Origin of the sequence: Pseudobacillus sp. FSL P4-0506 (assembly GCF_038003025.1) — a bacterium.
In the GTDB taxonomy this organism is placed as follows: domain Bacteria; phylum Bacillota; class Bacilli; order Bacillales; family Domibacillaceae; genus Pseudobacillus.
Genome location: NZ_JBBOOI010000002.1, coordinates 142,732 through 159,917 on the forward strand (window position 1 = coordinate 142,732; position 17,186 = coordinate 159,917).

At 34.7% G+C, this 17,186-nt stretch carries 20 protein-coding genes; 1 reads left to right on the forward strand and 19 read right to left on the reverse strand.

All coding sequences use genetic code 11. The features are described 5' to 3' along the window. Positions 1-229 precede the first annotated feature (229 nt). The 19 genes from MKZ02_RS22610 to MKZ02_RS22700 form a co-directional block, all read right to left on the reverse strand. Positions 230-697 (reverse strand): hypothetical protein, encoded by a 468-nt coding sequence (locus MKZ02_RS22610; RefSeq protein WP_340856695.1) that lies wholly within the window; start codon positions 695-697, stop codon positions 230-232. 268 nt (positions 698-965) lie between these two features. Next, positions 966-2,093 (reverse strand): ATPase, T2SS/T4P/T4SS family, encoded by a 1,128-nt coding sequence (locus MKZ02_RS22615; protein ID WP_340856696.1) that lies wholly within the window; start codon positions 2,091-2,093, stop codon positions 966-968. Further along, on the reverse strand, positions 2,083-2,355 hold the full coding sequence (locus tag MKZ02_RS22620) for a YdbC family protein (protein WP_340856698.1): 273 nt from the start codon (positions 2,353-2,355) through the stop codon (positions 2,083-2,085). The genes MKZ02_RS22615 and MKZ02_RS22620 overlap by 11 nt, the downstream gene beginning before the upstream one ends. A 26-nt stretch (positions 2,356-2,381) precedes the next feature. After that, the gene (locus MKZ02_RS22625) at positions 2,382-3,083 is read right to left on the reverse strand and encodes a flagellar assembly protein FlaJ (protein ID WP_340856699.1); all 702 of its coding nucleotides are present in this window, start codon (positions 3,081-3,083) and stop codon (positions 2,382-2,384) included. Position 3,084: 1 nt separating this feature from the next. Continuing rightward, complete coding sequence (locus MKZ02_RS22630; RefSeq protein ID WP_445324344.1) at positions 3,085-5,409, reverse strand: VirD4-like conjugal transfer protein, CD1115 family; 2,325 nt, start codon at positions 5,407-5,409, stop codon at positions 3,085-3,087. A 16-nt stretch (positions 5,410-5,425) separates the two neighbouring features. Continuing rightward, the gene (locus MKZ02_RS22635; protein ID WP_340856703.1) at positions 5,426-5,782 is read right to left on the reverse strand and encodes a hypothetical protein; all 357 of its coding nucleotides are present in this window, start codon (positions 5,780-5,782) and stop codon (positions 5,426-5,428) included. Between the two features lie 16 nt (positions 5,783-5,798). After that, on the reverse strand, positions 5,799-6,227 hold the full coding sequence (locus MKZ02_RS22640) for a hypothetical protein (RefSeq protein WP_340856705.1): 429 nt from the start codon (positions 6,225-6,227) through the stop codon (positions 5,799-5,801). 1 nt (position 6,228) lies between these two features. Continuing rightward, entirely contained in the window at positions 6,229-6,441 is a 213-nt protein-coding gene (locus MKZ02_RS22645; protein ID WP_340856707.1) for a hypothetical protein, read from the reverse strand. Positions 6,442-6,459: 18 nt separating this feature from the next. Continuing rightward, entirely contained in the window at positions 6,460-7,854 is a 1,395-nt protein-coding gene (locus tag MKZ02_RS22650) for a toprim domain-containing protein (RefSeq protein WP_340856709.1), read from the reverse strand. Beyond that, positions 7,817-8,770 carry a hypothetical protein gene (locus MKZ02_RS22655; RefSeq protein ID WP_340856712.1) on the reverse strand — a complete coding sequence of 318 codons (954 nt, stop codon included), beginning with the start codon at positions 8,768-8,770 and terminating at the stop codon, positions 7,817-7,819. The genes MKZ02_RS22650 and MKZ02_RS22655 overlap by 38 nt, the downstream gene beginning before the upstream one ends. An 85-nt stretch (positions 8,771-8,855) precedes the next feature. Then, positions 8,856-9,098, reverse strand: coding sequence for a pilin (locus MKZ02_RS22660; protein WP_340856714.1), 243 nt, complete (start codon positions 9,096-9,098; stop codon positions 8,856-8,858). Positions 9,099-9,105: 7 nt separating this feature from the next. Continuing rightward, positions 9,106-9,351, reverse strand: coding sequence for a hypothetical protein (locus tag MKZ02_RS22665; RefSeq protein WP_340856716.1), 246 nt, complete (start codon positions 9,349-9,351; stop codon positions 9,106-9,108). Between the two features lie 55 nt (positions 9,352-9,406). Further along, the gene (locus tag MKZ02_RS22670) at positions 9,407-9,574 is read right to left on the reverse strand and encodes a hypothetical protein (RefSeq protein WP_340856718.1); all 168 of its coding nucleotides are present in this window, start codon (positions 9,572-9,574) and stop codon (positions 9,407-9,409) included. A gap of 421 nt (positions 9,575-9,995) precedes the next feature. Further along, on the reverse strand, positions 9,996-10,394 hold the full coding sequence (locus tag MKZ02_RS22675; RefSeq protein WP_340856719.1) for a hypothetical protein: 399 nt from the start codon (positions 10,392-10,394) through the stop codon (positions 9,996-9,998). Next, positions 10,372-11,112, reverse strand: coding sequence for a hypothetical protein (locus MKZ02_RS22680; RefSeq protein ID WP_340856721.1), 741 nt, complete (start codon positions 11,110-11,112; stop codon positions 10,372-10,374). The genes MKZ02_RS22675 and MKZ02_RS22680 overlap by 23 nt, the downstream gene beginning before the upstream one ends. Before the next feature lie 198 nt (positions 11,113-11,310). Then, positions 11,311-13,602 (reverse strand): hypothetical protein, encoded by a 2,292-nt coding sequence (locus MKZ02_RS22685; protein WP_340856723.1) that lies wholly within the window; start codon positions 13,600-13,602, stop codon positions 11,311-11,313. Between the two features lie 7 nt (positions 13,603-13,609). After that, complete coding sequence (locus MKZ02_RS22690; protein WP_340856725.1) at positions 13,610-15,133, reverse strand: S-layer homology domain-containing protein; 1,524 nt, start codon at positions 15,131-15,133, stop codon at positions 13,610-13,612. 93 nt (positions 15,134-15,226) lie between these two features. After that, positions 15,227-15,676 carry an ArpU family phage packaging/lysis transcriptional regulator gene (locus MKZ02_RS22695; protein ID WP_340856726.1) on the reverse strand — a complete coding sequence of 150 codons (450 nt, stop codon included), beginning with the start codon at positions 15,674-15,676 and terminating at the stop codon, positions 15,227-15,229. A 17-nt stretch (positions 15,677-15,693) separates the two neighbouring features. After that, entirely contained in the window at positions 15,694-15,969 is a 276-nt protein-coding gene (locus tag MKZ02_RS22700; protein WP_340856727.1) for a helix-turn-helix domain-containing protein, read from the reverse strand. Between the two features lie 160 nt (positions 15,970-16,129). On the opposite strand from MKZ02_RS22700, the gene MKZ02_RS22705 reads away from it, so the two are divergent. Further along, entirely contained in the window at positions 16,130-16,531 is a 402-nt protein-coding gene (locus tag MKZ02_RS22705; protein ID WP_340856729.1) for a helix-turn-helix domain-containing protein, read from the forward strand. Positions 16,532-17,186: the final 655 nt, after the last annotated feature.

Sequence of the window (17,186 nt, forward strand, 5' to 3'; positions counted from 1 at the left end):
TTTCATGATTCTCAAACTTTTTTTTAGTTGAGAAATAGTCAGTTCATTCATTCCTTTTTGTGATGAACTCTCACACCCGGACAACACTCCTAGTAGTAAAAAGACAGCTAATAGAGAAGACAAACCATTCTTGAAGAGGCATTTAAGAAACTTTATTCTGCTGTTCATATCATCTTTTCCTTTCACTTTTACACTTGTATACTTTTACACTTTCACTCTTTTACACAAGTTATAAACGAACCGATATATCTACCTTTTTCTTTTGCAAAAGATAAAGGTTTAATAGTATCGCACCGTACATCAATAGCAGCACAACTACTCCTGCAATTGAAACGGAGAGAAATATTTCCCATAACTCAGAAACAACTGTGCGTAACATAACAGCAATAAAGGCAACCATTCCTAAAAGAATATAAACATTAAAAGAAAATATTTTTTTCTTTTTATAGAGTTCATCCCGTTTAGTTAATTCAAACATCATATTATGCTGTACCTGTTTGAATAGGTCGTTAGCCTCTCCTCCTCGATCATATTTAATTTTTAAATTTTGGTGAAATTGATCCAACGAAGGAAACTCATATTTCTCGAAGTGTGTTGTATTTAATGCTGCATTGTTTTCAATGTCCTCAATAGTTTTGTCAATGTCCCTCTGAATATCCGCAGTAACGGTTTCTCTTGTTGCTTTTAAAGAATGCAAAACATTTTCCCCTGCCTGCATAAAAAAGATCATATTCGTAACATACTTTAATAGCTCTTTAAGATGAAGTTGATGCTTATCCAGTTTCCTATGTCGATAAGTAAAGTTAAAAAAGAAAAATAATGATCCTATCCCCCCTACACAAAGACTCACTATGTAGGACTCTGAGATAAAATAAAAGAACGCATAGTTTAAAAGAAATAAGAAAATCAAATGAAATAAGAGTTCCCATCCACTGAACAGAACTCTTATCTCTTTCCATATTTGTTTAAATGGCATGTATTTCATTCCTTTCTTGTTTGAACACATCTGGCAACAGATGATATAACTCTTTGTCCTCTATACTATCTAATACTTTTTGTGACAAAGGATTAAACTCTTGTTCAAATCGGTATTCTTTTAAACTCGGATCATACTTAATTAGTTCCCGATACAAGTAAGTTCCAACAGCCCCTTTCTCAGTAAAATCAGTGTATTCTACAATCTCTTTAATACGTCTAACTGTTTTCCCATTTATTACTTTTGATTGTAAGTGAATCCCGAAACGTAAAAACTCGATGATTTCATTTCCAATTAATTGATCATCTATGATAGCATACGCAGGAGATTGACGTATCATAGGGATTAATCGAGAAGGAATGTTCATCGCACCTTTTGCATGAATGGTCGTAATGATTGCGTGATCTGTCTTTGCGCTGTCTAAAACATCAGCAGATACAGCACCCCTAGTTTCTGCAATAATGATCCAGTCTGGGTTATTTCGTAATGCGGCTCGCACAGAATCGGCCATTGTAAATTTATCAGAGATCGTTTTCCAGCTACTAATATCTTTTAAAGGATAAAGTGTTTTAATGTGACTATCTCTTGTATCTTCCACCAGGATAATATTAGAGTCTTCATCAATGAAGCTAACAAGCAATTTTTGTAATTCCGTTTTACCTGTCCCTGTTCTACCACTGATCAAAATATTACTTTCTGCTAACATTAATACTTTTAGTAAATTCTCAACATCTGTATGCACACCCGATGTAAGATCGGAAATCGAAGAAACCGCTAATCTTGGACGTGAGACACGGATAGCAAAAGTCATCCCATCTTCACTAATACATTCATGAACAGCATTCACTCTTAGGAAACCAATTTCCGTATTTAACTCTGGCTTGGCATTAGTGAATTCTTCCTTTTGAATATCGGCAATCTGTTTAATCAGACGCTTTACTTCCTCATAGCTAGGTTGCTTTGGAGCAGGGTATCGTCCCTTTTCATTATGTTGTAGACGTAAAGATGTACCGTTAAATTTAATATCCGTAATACCTTCATCCTTTATATATTCACCAATAAAACTATTTTCCAAAATTTCTTGTATTCTCTTCTCCTCTATTTGTTTAGCTTCCATGTGAAAGACTCTCCTTTCTATATTCTTCATGCAAGTTTTGTGGTAATGTGTGTAAAACGTTGCCTAGCTCATGCATCTCTTTAGGAGTTAATGTCATTCCTTTTCCGATTGCTTTTTTATTAGGTGGCCACCATCTTATATCGTACTTTGCTTCAGCACCATTCCAACTGATTAAGTTCACTTCTTTAGTCCAACCATTTGAACCTACATTCAATACCGCAATTTCTTTTAGAATCGTGTAGCTCATTCTTAATTCATTCAAGTCAACTCCCCCCTTTCTTTATAAAATTACAATCCACTAATTGCATTCGTGATGTCTTTAAAGTAATGAAAGAAAATAACAGCAGCAAAACCAAATGATACAATTAGAGAAATAAAAATTGGCATGTAACTATACTTGTCCATTTCAATCATTTTTCTTTGAATTAATTCGTCCGTTTTATTTTCATGTAAAATGTAAATATAGTTCTCTAACTCTTTTAAGGCTTCTTTCTTTACTCCATACTCACTAAATTGATAAATCATATCCATGATCATATAGGCTTCACTTGTTCCAATGTAGTTTGCAAAAGCTAAATAATCATCACGACGATTCCCTTGTTCGATGTTCTCTACAAGTCTCTTTAGCTCCGTCTGAAGCGGATCGCTGGTATATTTAATAGTTTCCACTAATGTTTGGTACACGTTTCCAGACGACGAAAGCAACGCTAGAAAGCTTTGTAAAAATTGAGGAAACAAATAAGAGTTTAGTAAATCATTTTTTCTTTTACTAAAGATTAAATTTAAAAAAGGAATCTTATAACCGAGATAAAAAGCAACTGGTAATGTGATAAACCAAAGGTACTCTTTGATAAGTAAGATTCCCAAAGCGAAAATAAGAAAGAGAATTCCCCCATACACATACCGAACACGTGAAAATCTCTTTTTATCCATTCGGAAATAGGACAAATACATATTCAAATGGTTTTCCTTTATCAGCTCTGTGATCAATTTACACCATTCCTTTTATTTCATTTTTTAATTGTTCTTTTATGTCAACCTCACTTTGTTCATCTTCATCTTCAACTTGTTCTTCCTCATAATTTTCTTTATACAGTTCTTGGCTAGTAAGTTCATTGACTCTTTCTAGACTTTGTTTGTCTCTAACCTGCTTCATTTGCTTGATCCATCTATTTAAAACAGATACAGGTATGTAAGTTGCTAAACATTTTTCTATCACTCTCGCAAACATACTCGGCTGAATATCTGTTTGGTAAGTCAGATAACTAAACAAATGTAAAGGCGACCATTGTTCAAAGTTTATATCAGATGATAGTTCCTCACCTGACATGGCCAATAATTTTCGGATGTCCCTGCTAAGTGTTAACAAGGATTCTCTTCCCATGAGGCTACCCATTGATATAAACTGATCGTTTTCTGTTTTTGTAGTAAAGACCATTTCTTTCAAATCCATATCATGATAAGTAGAGGACATAATAGGTAACTCCATGATTGATCGACTTGTATCAAAGTCACCCGATAAATATTCCCATCTGAATTTTTGAGCTGTAACACCCCGATTAAATATCGGCTTAGGCTCTATTTTTCGTTTTTTATTATCCTGTCGTTTATTTGCTCGAACAACTACAGACTCTCCTTCTTTTAAACGCATTAATTCATCCGGCATCAATAATGCACGCTCTTTTACAGATTCACTATGTGATTTATCTGTAGATAAGAGTTTTCCACTTCGGCCAATATCCGTAATTGTCTTCTTTCCTATTAACGCTGAAAATTGTTCAGCTGTTTTTTCATCCTTAGTCAATATATAAATTTGGTTTGAACAGTTACCAATGATCGTGTCAGCTTCCTCTCCATACATTGATTTCACTTGCGAATATGCTTGAACAATTAAGTGGAATCGGAATCCTCGTCCGGCTCCTACTGTCACCATTCCAGCCATACCATCAATTGTCGGCATATTACCGAATTCATCTAATATGAAATGCACATGTCTTTGCATCTTTCCATTTGGACTCATGGTAGCTTTTTCAGCATTGACACGATAAAGTTGACTAATAAAGATACTTGCCAACACATGGTTAGACTCATCATAATCAGGTGTGGCCATGAAGATAGCAATCGGCTTGTCACCGAATCCAACATCACTTAGTGGTACACTGTTATAGCTAGTTAACTTTGCATTTGGTTCTAGTGTGAAAATTTGTAGCTTATCCATTGCTGTAGAGAAGATGCTTGCTCTTGTATTCCCTGCCGCAAAGTTACTGGTTGCATACATCATTCGAGCTGGATTATTTTCATCCCTTGCCTTAAAGAATAGATCCAATGCATTGTTTCCTTGATCATCATTGTCACTTCCAAGAGTTGAAAGAAAGTTGGCGACTGAATACATATTTACTTTCTCTTCTTTCCCAGTAGCAACGGCATCTTCCGTCAATGCCAATATAATTGCTGTTACTAATGATTTAGCTGAATTTGACCAGTAGGGATCTTTAGCGTTTGGATCATTATAAAGACTAAAAGCCACACTATTCGCATATTGTTGAGCCAAGCTAGTTTGCCCTTTCTTCCACGCATCTACAACTATTTTTAGTGGATCAAATCCCATAGACATATGTTGCTGAATTAGGTTAAATACATGTACCTCGTATCCTCTTTTTGTTAATGTCTCATAACTAGCTGCTGCCAGCTCTCCTTTTGGATCGTTGATTACAAGACTCGGCTTATTTTTAGCACGACTCAATACATCAATCATTGGAACTACCCAAGTCTCTCCTTTTCCTGACCGAGAAATACCAATCAACATTGTGTGAACTGGTCCCTCATCAATCAATAAACGATAAGGACGATACTTCTCCTGCAATCCGGCAACAATCGCTCCACCTTCCCCCTCATATTCTTTTTGGGAAGCAGGGATAATTTTGTATTGCTTTTTTAACTCTTTAACTGTTTCAAACTCACTCGTTCCATGCTGTCCTTCATTTAAAGATTGATAGTTTAAGCGAACGTTATAAACAAATTTCACTACTCCAACTAACGCAATAATGTAAAATCCCATATAAAAAGGGAAATATGCTTCTTGAAACACAAAAAAACTTTTCCCCGTAAGAGAAAAGTGGACGTTTTCAGGGTTCTCAGCAAATTGTTCTAAAACCCGTAATATCTCTTGTAAGAAAGCTAGGAGAAAATTAGCTAGAAAAAAGCTGATAAATAAGAAAGCCGCCACAACAACAATTAATATCTTTGTGTTGGCTATTCTTTCTAAAAACAACCTGTCTTTCAACCCTTTCACACCCCTTTCTTTTTTTAACGTCATACATCTATAAATGTATTTATCTTCTCATCACATGGACAACATTTTGTGATTTCAACTCACGCTTATTTTTAACACTTTGATACGTATAGTTGTACACGATATAAATGGTATCTCCAAACGTTCGTTTTCCAGATACTATATTCCCGTTTGAATCTTTAAAAGTGATTTTATACCCCTTATCCTTTAAAGAATCAACCACACGATTTACATTAGATGTTACTCCGCCTTCCTCTTTAACCAATTCAGCTACTTCTGTAGTAACTTTCATAAAACCATGATTATGAAGACTATCTATACCTATCATGAGCAGTCCAGGGAATAGTACTCCAATGAATAGAGCCATTGAAAAAATAGCTGCTTTCATTTCACCCATAATGTCACTTCCTTTCCTACGACTCTAGTTGATGTAATGAAAGATGCCTCTCTGCTGTACCTTTGACTGTTCCTTTGTCATCAACTAACTGTACACGAAATTGAATTCCTCGTATCTCCGGGTCACTTTCTGTGACTTTCCCTTTGCCATCCACAAATACATAATCTAGTTTAATATCATAAGGATGATTTTTTTGTACAGCAGTAAGATTCGCTGATAAATTTGCTACTAACTCCTCTTTATTGACATATTCAGTAGCACGATCTAGCTTTCCGTTTTCATTTAACTCATTTCGGATTGCACCTGCTGCTACAGTATCGGCTAAAACTTCTGCTTCTGATGTGGTTCTTACTGTAATGTTCTGTACAGAGGAGGCATAAGAGATTCCTAACACTAGAGCCATAAAAAGCAAAGCTGCAATCAACCATTTTAATGGTGTCGCCATGTTAAATTATCCTCCTCTCTTTTTTCTTGTTCTTGTAATAGGTTTCCTTATGAGTCTCTTTAATTGTCCAATTTAGTGTGCTAATCTCCTCTTTTAACAACTCACACATTTTGTCATTGTGGGGATCGGAAGCCTGTTCGTAGTGTTTTAATGTCTTTTTTCTTTTTTCAATTCTCTCCTTCAAATTTTTTCTAAAATAATCGACATCAAACATACTTGGCCACCTTCCTTATTATGCTCTTTCTCTTGGCTTATGGACTGAACTTGTTAATTGCATTTGTTGATAAGCTGCTTTAAACTTCTTTTCACTATGATTAAAAAAATCACTAATGTTTTTTATGCCCGAAGGATAAGTAAAAACTTGATAATGAACTTGCTCATCTTTTAATAGAGCTTCTAGTTGTTTTGTAGCATATATCCCTTTAGGATCTTTCGGCATAGCAAGCAGAATTTTCTTTTGATTTATTTCTATTAAAGGGTTATTGAGTAGTTCTTTCATTTTCAACAGGATTTCTTCATTCCCTGCTGATACAATTCCTATTTTTGAATCAACACACCGAAATGAAATAGCATCTAACCTAGAGGAACAAAAAGCAATTACATCTGATTTCTCTTTTATGTCTATGAAACTTCTATCTTCATGGCTGAAAGATCGTTTGACTTGTTGAAAGCTTTCTCTAAATCCCTCATAGTCTTGTGTTAAATATTGATTCGGATCATTTATGTTAGAAGGAGTAGTAAAAAGTTGATAATCAGCTCTTATCACTTCTAATGAATTAACAAGTGCTCTTGCTGCTCTCCACCCTGCTATGTCATCATCTGGAGCAATCACAAATTTTTTCTCTTTGATCATTTCTGCTTCTTTGACAAGATAGTCACTTAAACTTTTTGATTTAGCTGCACCTGTCAGAGCATATAATCCTATAGCCGGATCAATCTCTCTAAATGAGGCTGCATCTAACACACTTTCTCCAATAACAATTAATTCTGCTTCTGACGAAACATCAATAAAAAAATCCCTCGTCTCTTTAGAGGGATTGACAATTAATTGAATTTCTTTAGGTTCAAGAGAGGGATCAATACTTGACCGTAGCAAAATACGATCTACCGAGCCTTCTTCACCGTATATTGGAAAGACTAGATTTCTTTTGCACATCCAATCATTTTCTTGATAATTCTTTGGAAATAGTTCTCTCCCATGTTCAAACATTTTTTTTACTAGTAAAGGATGACTTAAATCTATTAAAAAAGGTTCTATTGTTTTTCGGGAAAGCCCTCTATATCCCCCTTCTAAATTTTTACTTTCTACTTGAAACTGCATATGTTTTAAATAACGAGTAATCATTTCTAAGCTGTGGGCTTGTTTGTTAGTTAATGTGGGATAAGCGTTTGTTAACTGATGAGAAGATAAAGTTTCTTCTTTTTCTTGAAAGTGAATTATCATTCTAGCACCACATTCATTTTGCCGATTACACTGAATAAAGTTTAAATTGTTCTTATAAATGAAAGCTTCACGTTCTTCGCACTCTGGACAAGTACACATAAAATAGCGTCCTTTATCACTAGCATTCAAATCTATTAGAGCATCTTCAATGTTTTGGTAAATGACTTTCTTGTTCTTCTCCATCCACATCACGCACCTTTTTCCAATAAGAGGATATTACTGGACTAAATACGAGGGATTCAATAATTTCATCTGTGTTCAAAACAAAACCATTAAACAAAATCTCATCATACTTTCTTAAAAATTGATAAATCAGCTTAACATGCAGTTCATGAGCTTTTGTAAATCCGTTAAGCTCTACATACTTATCAAACAAGTACTTTTCCAACTTTTGGTAAGGTGAAAACCGTATATATAATGCTTCCAGCCTTGCTTTAGGAATAGATTGATAGCTAGCAGTCGCATATTGAACAAACCGTTGAAAATTATTTTCTGATTGAAACCAAATAGAAGCAGCCTTTTTCAAATCATTATTTTGGTAATCTTGATGTGCTGTCATTTCTTCAATAGTAGCTTGAAATGCTGTTTTTACCGTGGTTATAATTTCTTCTAGCTCTGAAAAAAATCCAGTTGTGACATGCACATATACTTCATCAAACAGTTGTTTTAATTGTTGAACATCTAATACTAAGGGAAATGGACTTACATCAGCCCTTCCAAGTGTCTGATCAATTCGTACAGCAAATGATTGAAATTCTTTATTTAAAAATAGTTGTCTCTCTAGTTCAGCATACTCACGCAATTTATTAGCATACTTGTGTCGAATATCTTCTTCCCATTCCTCAAAATTTAAAATAGTGGTTTTCAGTTGATTTTCAAGAGACTGTTCGTTTTGAAAAAAAACCTGAGTAACTACTAATTGTTGACCATCAATCCAACATTCAAAGGACTTAGGTTCTATAACTCGTTTTTCACGATTTAATCGTTTTCTCATTCTTTGTACAATTTCTTCTGCCTCGCATAAAAAATAAAATCTATCCTCATCAATTTCACGTAAATATTCTCCTTCATCACTAAATCGTATGAACAAATTTCGCAAATTTTTATTTACTCTCCTTTCCACAAAAATAAAAAAGGGTAATCAAGTACTAATAAGTTAAACTTGATTACCCCAATTTCATTTATTAGAATCCACCGCCAGCACCAACTTTTGTTCCAAGCCAAGTGACTAATGATGCACCTAAGTAAACCAGTCCGAAACCCACCCCAACATTGATCATCCAACTTGTACAAGATTCTTTTCGTTGAGGATCTTTTGCAAACATGTATATTAACCCAATAATAATAAGGACTAACCCGGCTAATGGCGGAGCTACAGTTTTAACATCAGCGGCTACGCCTGTAAAAGTAGAGACAACTTTATCCAAATTTCATTCACTCCTTTGCAAGCTGTGCAATTTCATCTTTATTAGAAAGATTAAAATTCAGGACAACCTCTTGATGTTTTTTATGAAGCCATTCATAGTAAGAAATATTTTGTCCAGACAAAATTTCTTTTGCTAAAACTTCAAATTCAGTAAATCCAGAAGGTTTGGCAGGTTTAGAATTAGAGCGTCTTCTATTACTAGACGCCCTTGATTGTGAAGATTCTTGACTTTGTGAAAACTCTTGGTTTTGCACGATTTCCCTTCCTTTCTTTATTCAATTATTAAAACAACTTGTAATCGTATCATTTTTACTTTGGCATTCCCGAACCAGCGAAAACATTATCCACCATTCTAGTAAAAGCAACACCGATCTTATCTAAAAGTGGATCTAGTACATCTGTTGAGAAAGCGACAAAAAGACCGAATACAACTAAAACTGCAATGATTATTGTAATAGCCCCTTTATGTTCACCCATCGTTCCCCCTCCTTTCACTGTTGTTTTGTTTTAACGTGAGATCTACCAAGCGTCAGCTTTTCGTTTTTGGTCAAGCGCAAATAATGCAGCTACACTTACAAGAACTAAAGAAGTTACAAGAACCTTTTTTTTGTTGTTCATTTGCTTTCTCACCCCTTTAATGTCATAAAAAAAGCGCTCTCCACTATTCTTCAGAACGCTGAAAAGCATAAAAAAAGAAGCTAATTGTTGACATAAAGTCAATTAGCTTCTTTGGATTAATATTATTCTCAATGCTTTTCACGAACCTGTATGGAAAGCCCTTTTCTTTTGATACTAATAATATACCATGTAAAATTCGATTTTTTGTCCTTAAATAGTTCTCATATTGTCCCGAAATAGTCCGGTAATTGTCCCGAATTTGTTCTTGATTATAAAAAGATTATTTACTGATTTCTTTTAATTCGAGAAATCTAAACTTGAAAACAGCAGAATAACCCTTACCATCAAATCTATCTCGATACTTATCTGTTGAGATACCATATACATAGTATTTTTTCCCTTTTGAATAACCAATTATAGCTGCCTTTTCACTTTCACTTTCCAATAACTCATAAGTGAAAACACCACTACGAGGTAGAGAAGAAAAATAGCCATAATTCATATGTTCCGTAACAATATGACGATTACGCCACGGTTCCTCAAACTTTCCAACTTTGTGCGTTTGATGTTCTTCAAATACATAAGTACTGCCAATCTCATACCATGACAAGCCTATAAACAACATACATTCCTCTAAAATTAAAGGCTCTTTCCCTTTAGAAAAAATGGCTCCAATCATTTTTTGTAACACTACTTTCATTTTTTTGTTTTTCAATTTTAGAAATAAAAATTGCATGTTTTAGTTCTTGGATTTCCTTTACCAAATCATTCATGTCCCTCTTAATCGTGTTCATTTGACCCATTCTTTCTTCAAAATCAACCTCAAAACTTCTAGTTTTTTTTCGTGCAAATCGAGAGTTCTTTGGCAAAGTATAGTAAGTAACATGTGCAGTTGATTTTCTAGGATTATTAGTAGCAAAATACTCTATAGCAGAGTCATAAAGGAAAGATACATCTTCTCCCTTATCAAGCAAAGGCATCCTTTTCAACATTGGAAGTTGATTCAATGTGCTATCTCCATAAGGTAAATCAGGATCGAACTTTACAGTTAAATCATAAGCTGGACTGCCTCCAGAGTTTCTAAGGTGTAAATTAAGAAGGTTTGACGTTTTGGAATCTGGATGCATCCTTAGTGTTATTGCCGGTTCCTCTTGGGCTATTCTTTGCTTCCTAGTTTCCATAAATGTTAGAAGAGTGAAGAATAGTAGAATCAGAGTACCTATTGATGCTAATGATGTAGCAATTAAAGAAAGAGCAGCATAAGCATCCTCATCCCAACTAATTTTTTTATATTTCGTAAATAAATAGAGTATTAATGAAAGAAAAACCGTTGTGATAGCCACTAGGGTTACAATAAAAACCCACGCACCTTTAAAATAACTTCTCAATTCAGACACGACACCCCCACCCTTAAAGTAAACTTTTTTCTTGAAACAAGAATATACTTTTATCTGTTTTTAAAAGAACAGAATAACATTTTTTTATGGAAACGTCTGTGTTTTATAGGGATTTCTTGATAATAGTTAAACAATAATAACGTTTCCATAACACAAAAAAGCAAGAGACTAAAATTATAAGTCTCTTGCTTTTTTACTTTACAGATCGCCAACAATGACCTCAATTTTTGTAGTAATATCTCGATCAGTTACTCGGAACTTATGTAACTTTTCTTTTGGCCGATTATAACTGAGGTTGTACATTTGTTTTTTATCTTTATCTTTGATTTCGATTGTATGAATGGCATCAGATTTTAGATGATCTAGCTTTATCCTCGATTCCGGCTGTTCAATAATCCAAGCTTCATCAGTACCCGATCCAAAAAGATAATGTTCAAACTTAAATGATTGATCGTATTCAAAGATCAAGTCACTTAACCCCATATTTTCGAGAACAATATGATTTTTGTAGTTTTGTTTCGGTTTCAATGGTGAAGTAGGGCTTACTGGAATTGCATAACGTTGTAAGCGATCCATTTCATTTGCTGACTTCGTGTATAACACTTCATCAACAAACTTCTCTCCTGTTGCCGATTCAAATGAATCACTTAATTTCTGTTTCCCCTCCTGCATCAAAGAATTGTAAGAAGGAATAGGAGTGCCATTCACAAAGTTTTGTTTTACTTTTTGTGCATATGGTGTGCCTACAGCAAATCCCGTGTACTTACTCATGAAAAAGAGATCAGTAACATAACCATACTCAAATATTCGTTTGTTTCCAGATGTTCCTTTATCCTTCAATACACTTTGTTGCAAAGGAAAAGCATAAGTATAAGAGGAATACTTACTTCGATTTTTATAATCATTTTTCAAACTATCATCTATGTCTTGTGGAAAAAAGAAACCGTTGCTTTTTTCTTTCTTCAATGTTTGAAATCCAGATTTTAAATGTTCCCCTGAAGGCAGATCCACATCATATATGAGTGATCCGGGCGTGATTGGCAATGTAGTTTGTGTTTTCAAATTGTATTGGGATTTCACCTTTGAATCACTTGATTTTTTCCATTGCTCATAGTAATCTTTCGTACTTTTATTTGGATTCCAGTTGTCCTCTTTACCAACGATCCATTTTTGAGTTAGTATGCCCTCTATAGAGTTGTCCTTTATAGTTTCACCTTGCTTGTGATTAATTGGTATTGATCCTGATAAACGAAATGTCTGTGCTCTTGACCAATCGGGATTACTGTTAAACGTCCAACTCAGGCAAGTTGAATTTCCCTCTTCATCAACCCCGGACTGACTACATTCCCATCCAATTGGCCAATTCGTGTATTCGTATTGAAAAGTATAATTTAGATTAGATCCTTTCACGGATCGTCCTGGTGCTGTTGACTGGATAGCCCCTACCTGTTGAATTGTGCGTCCAGCAAATTGAACAGAATGAGAAGCATTACGAGTGGCATAGTGATCGCCATTAATAGTAAAACGGCTTTCAATATACACTTGGCTCTCTTCATTTGTGTTGGATCTTCTTAATTCCCAGAAAGCCTTTCCCTTAGCTGATCCAGCACCGCCTTGTTCACCCGTATCAGGCGGTTTAGGGACAGGCTCAGGCTTGTTAGGATCGGGATCAACTGGCGTATTTCCTCCTCCATCATTTTCGCACCCTTCAACTTTTACTGTTTTTGTAGTTGATTTTTCCCTTTCGACTGAATCCTTTGCATAAAGCTTTAATACATTATCTCCACATTTGTCGAAAGTGACTTTTACAGTTTTATTGAAAGTATCACTGGCTTTCTCTCCCTTATCAGTGATTGCTGAACCTTGTAGAAACTTCCATGAAATCGACTCACTATAAGGATTAAATTCTTCTCCTGAAATCGTGTAAGTGGCTGATTGTCCTTTTTGTACAGTAGATGCACCTGTTATCTGTGGTTTTGGCCACGGAGTTGTTTTTATCAATACTTTACCTATTTGATGTCCCCACTCTGTGTATTTCCCCGTCCCTTCAACACCAAGAACTTTAGCTCCACTCATTTCGGCAATTTTCCTTGAATAAAACCGATTATATGAGCCAGGATAGTGTATATTCGTAAGCACTTCCGAAGGTGTACGACTTGCTACAAAGTCCGGGTTTCCATTAAAAGCTTCAGCCCATTGTCTTAGCGTATTTTGATGAGCAAAGGTTAACCCTAGAGCGTTATTGGATTTAGGGCGCATTAACATCATTTTCCCTTTAACTGCACCATCGACCTCAATATCCCAATCTTCTGTATAAATAAATCTTGTTTCGTTACTATTTGTTATTTCATAAACATGGGATTTTTGAGGGTTTACCCAGTTTCCTTTTGGTATATTTGGTTCAACAACCCCAATTGCTGCCTGTCCTATGATCGGTTGAACTATGAGGAAAGCGATCATTAATAAAAGAAAAGGGATCTTTCTTTTCATTGAATCATCACTTCCAAACGCCTGCCTTCAACGGGAGATCAAAGTTTGCAATTTCTAGTTTATAACCGAAGTTTATTTTGTCAGTCGCCCGATCATATTTATAGTAACCGACCCCTTGCACAACTTTTCTAGTTGATAAACCTAATGCTGCCGCTACTTCCCTCACAGGAGCATAATATTGCCCATTTTTTACCGTTGCCGGAGCCGTCAATTCAGTTTGCTTTCCATTAACAATCATTGTCTTACTGCCATTTTTGAGAGTGATTTTATTCTGCCCGTAAGAAATCTCTGCACCACCATTAACTACTTTGACGCCTGATGCCTGAGCAAATAATCCTTTAAGATTCATAATATAATCATTATCATTATGAGGAACAGGAGTTTCACCTAAATTCCCCAATTCCAGTTTATCTTTCTTGAAAGTGACAAAATCAGGTCTGAAAGTATATACATCAATTAAAAATTGTCCGTTTTGTTTTGGGTGTGTAGGCATGACTTCACCTACTTGTTGTCTACTTGGGTATGCTGCAACCCTTTCATCTGACCAAATTGCACTGTCTTTCAGAGCCTTACCATTGTAAGCAATAATTTCACCTTGCGGATACATTGCTGAATCGTTATAAGATAAACCTTCAAGTCTAGTTTTCAGCCTTTCACTTGGATGAGGTTGTGTTTTGTCTGGCGTTTGCTCTTGATATACATCATAAACATATTTTGTGACATTATATTCTTTTATTTCACCAGTCGCCCAATCACGAAGTAACAATGTATGTAATCCAATTTCTTGAACCATCTTTTCGTATGACCAAGAATGATAATCAGGCTTGTCGCCAGTAGAAGGCTTTTCTGGATTAGAAGTATCCATCTTGCCTTCAATAACACTTACCATACGATGTACAAATACGGCTGAAACTGCTCTATCTGCATATTCAGTTGGTGCGAATGTGTTATTTCCTTTTCCTTGAATGATTCCATACTTTGTCATTTTTTTAACTGACTCCATTGCATAAGCCGGAATAGAGCCATTATCTTTAAAACTTAGTTCAGTTGTTTCGTTGTATTTCCCTTTTAATTGCATTGCCCGATCAATCATAATAGCAATATCCGCCCGAGAAACTTTGTCAGCAGCCTTCACGTATCCTTTAGTGTCTCCTTTGATGATCCCTACTTTGGCAGCACGGCTAACTTCTTTATATAATGCCGCAGACTTCGGGAGATCTTTAAATTTGCTGTCTGCATTAGGCAAGTTTAAATATCGAGCTAAGAATGCTGCAAATTGTCCGCGGGTAACAGTTCCTTCCGGCTTAAATGATCCATCATGATAGCCACTAATGATCCCTCTTTTAGTTAATTCATTAATAGCTTCAAAAGCATAAGAATTATCTGATACATCTTTAAATTTCTTTTGAATTGTGGCAGCCTGAGCAATTTGAGAATTGTCCAAAACGTTCAACATGCTTTCTGTTATTGGCGTTAATGCAAGGCTGGCTCCTAGAAAGCTAGTAATGATAAATTTAGATACCTTTTTCATAAAAGCTTCTCCTTTCAACTTGCAAATGATATATTTTCCCCTGTTCCTTATCGCCTATAAATATAGCGTATTTTACTAATTCCAAAGAGTACCTTATTGAGTCGCTTCAAAATTCTCTCCATCACCCTTTAGTGCAAGCCCTAACCAATATAAGGCCTGTTTTCGACGTTTATAATAAACTGTCCGGCTTAAATGTAAATCTAGATAAACTTTTTGGTCTAATGGGTATTTTCCATCGCTGCCTCTACACAGATATTTTTTTTCGATAATTTGTTGAAGCTGTTCAGGTAAATTGTTTAACTTGCTGTGGAAATAAATAATCCATTCTTTCGCCGTTAACTTTTTTATTACTAAATCTTCAGTCCTGCTACGAAATGGATGATTTGGTGAAGAGGGTATGTCTGAGATAGTGCTTGTAACTTTTGGACTGTACCCACCTGATTTTAATTTCATCGAATAATAAGGTTCTATCCAATCCTTTAAAACGTACTCAATAATCTCTTCCTTATCTTTCTCTACTGGCGGCAATGCTAATTGTTCCATTTTGAACCTCCTTATCTTTATGACTGTTGGTCATATAAATTAGAAATTTGATTCTGGATCTTCAATGATTCGTTTATATAGTTCTCATAAAACAAATATTCAACTGATACACTAAAATAATTCGCTATTTTAACTTTATTGTCTCTTCCAAATTCTTTCTTTCCTCTTTCAACACAAGAGATCATGCTTTGATCAAGTTGCAATTCTTTAGCTAATTGCTTTTGAGTTAATCCTTTCTGTTTTCGCAGCTCAATCATTCGTTCATTTTCTTTACATTGTTTCAAAATGATCAAACACATCCCTCTAATATGCTTTATCATCATTGATTAATTACACAATATATGACCAATGGTCATTTTGTCAAACTTTTTTGTTTTCGGTCATTTTTTTTTACACAAAATATGACTAAATAATATAAAACCTTTAAAATGAGTAGGAGGAGGCTAGAGACTAATGAACAATTTAAATACTTTTGGTGAACGATTAAAACACATCAGAAAAGCTAAGGATTTAACGCAAAAAGAATTAGCTGATGCTATAAATGTAGACCAATCAGCAATATCATATTTTGAACGGGATAGGAAAAAGCCAGATATGGATACCTTAAAAAAAATTGCAGATATTCTCAATGTTTCTGCTGATTATCTCTTACTTAGAACAAATAGTCCTGTAGACTATTCGCCAGAACAAAGTCATTTAATAAAAAAATTAAATGCTAACCCTTTTATTACACCTGAAGAATTAAAAGAAAATTATCGTTTTGTAATAGAGGGTAGGGAAGCAACAACAGAAGAAATTGAAGAAGCTATAAGGTATGTACGCATCCAAAGAATGATGAAAGAAAAGGATAAATGAGCATTAACCTTTAATAGCTAGTTATTTCAATCTCTATTTTTAATTTTTGTATAAGATCCTTTAGATCAATCTCTTTTCGTAGATCTTCCGAGTATGACAATATGTATTTATTATCATTATCTTTTTCAAGGTACGGTGGTGTTAATTCCATGAAAAAACCTCTTTTCTTTAGAATCCTAAAAAAGGAACGTAGGTTCCTTCACAACTTTTATCATAGAACTTTTATTCTAGTTCTAGTGCATAACGAGGTGCAATCCAGACAAATAGATCTATTTCAACAAATTAAGACACAGTTTTTAATTAAAATAAAAATCCCTCAAACAAAAAGGCAGCAGGTTTGAATCTACCACTTTTCTTGTTTGAGGGATTCGCTCGTCTAACTTTTATATGTATTGTTGCTAACTTTGTATATCACACTGTTGCGAATCCCAAACAAACTTATCCCTTTTCAGTTAAAAATCAGTCTAATGTCTTTCTATGCAGCAAAAGAAAAAGTTGAATAGTTTTCAATGGACAAAAATACTAGCATCTTAAATTAACTAAATGCTATAAACCAAAAGGCCACCTTTACTAAGCTTTCTTTTCTAGTTAAAATCCTTCAACTTTGTCAAAGCTCACTTTTTTAACTGTATCGTTATGAAAGATTATAAATTAT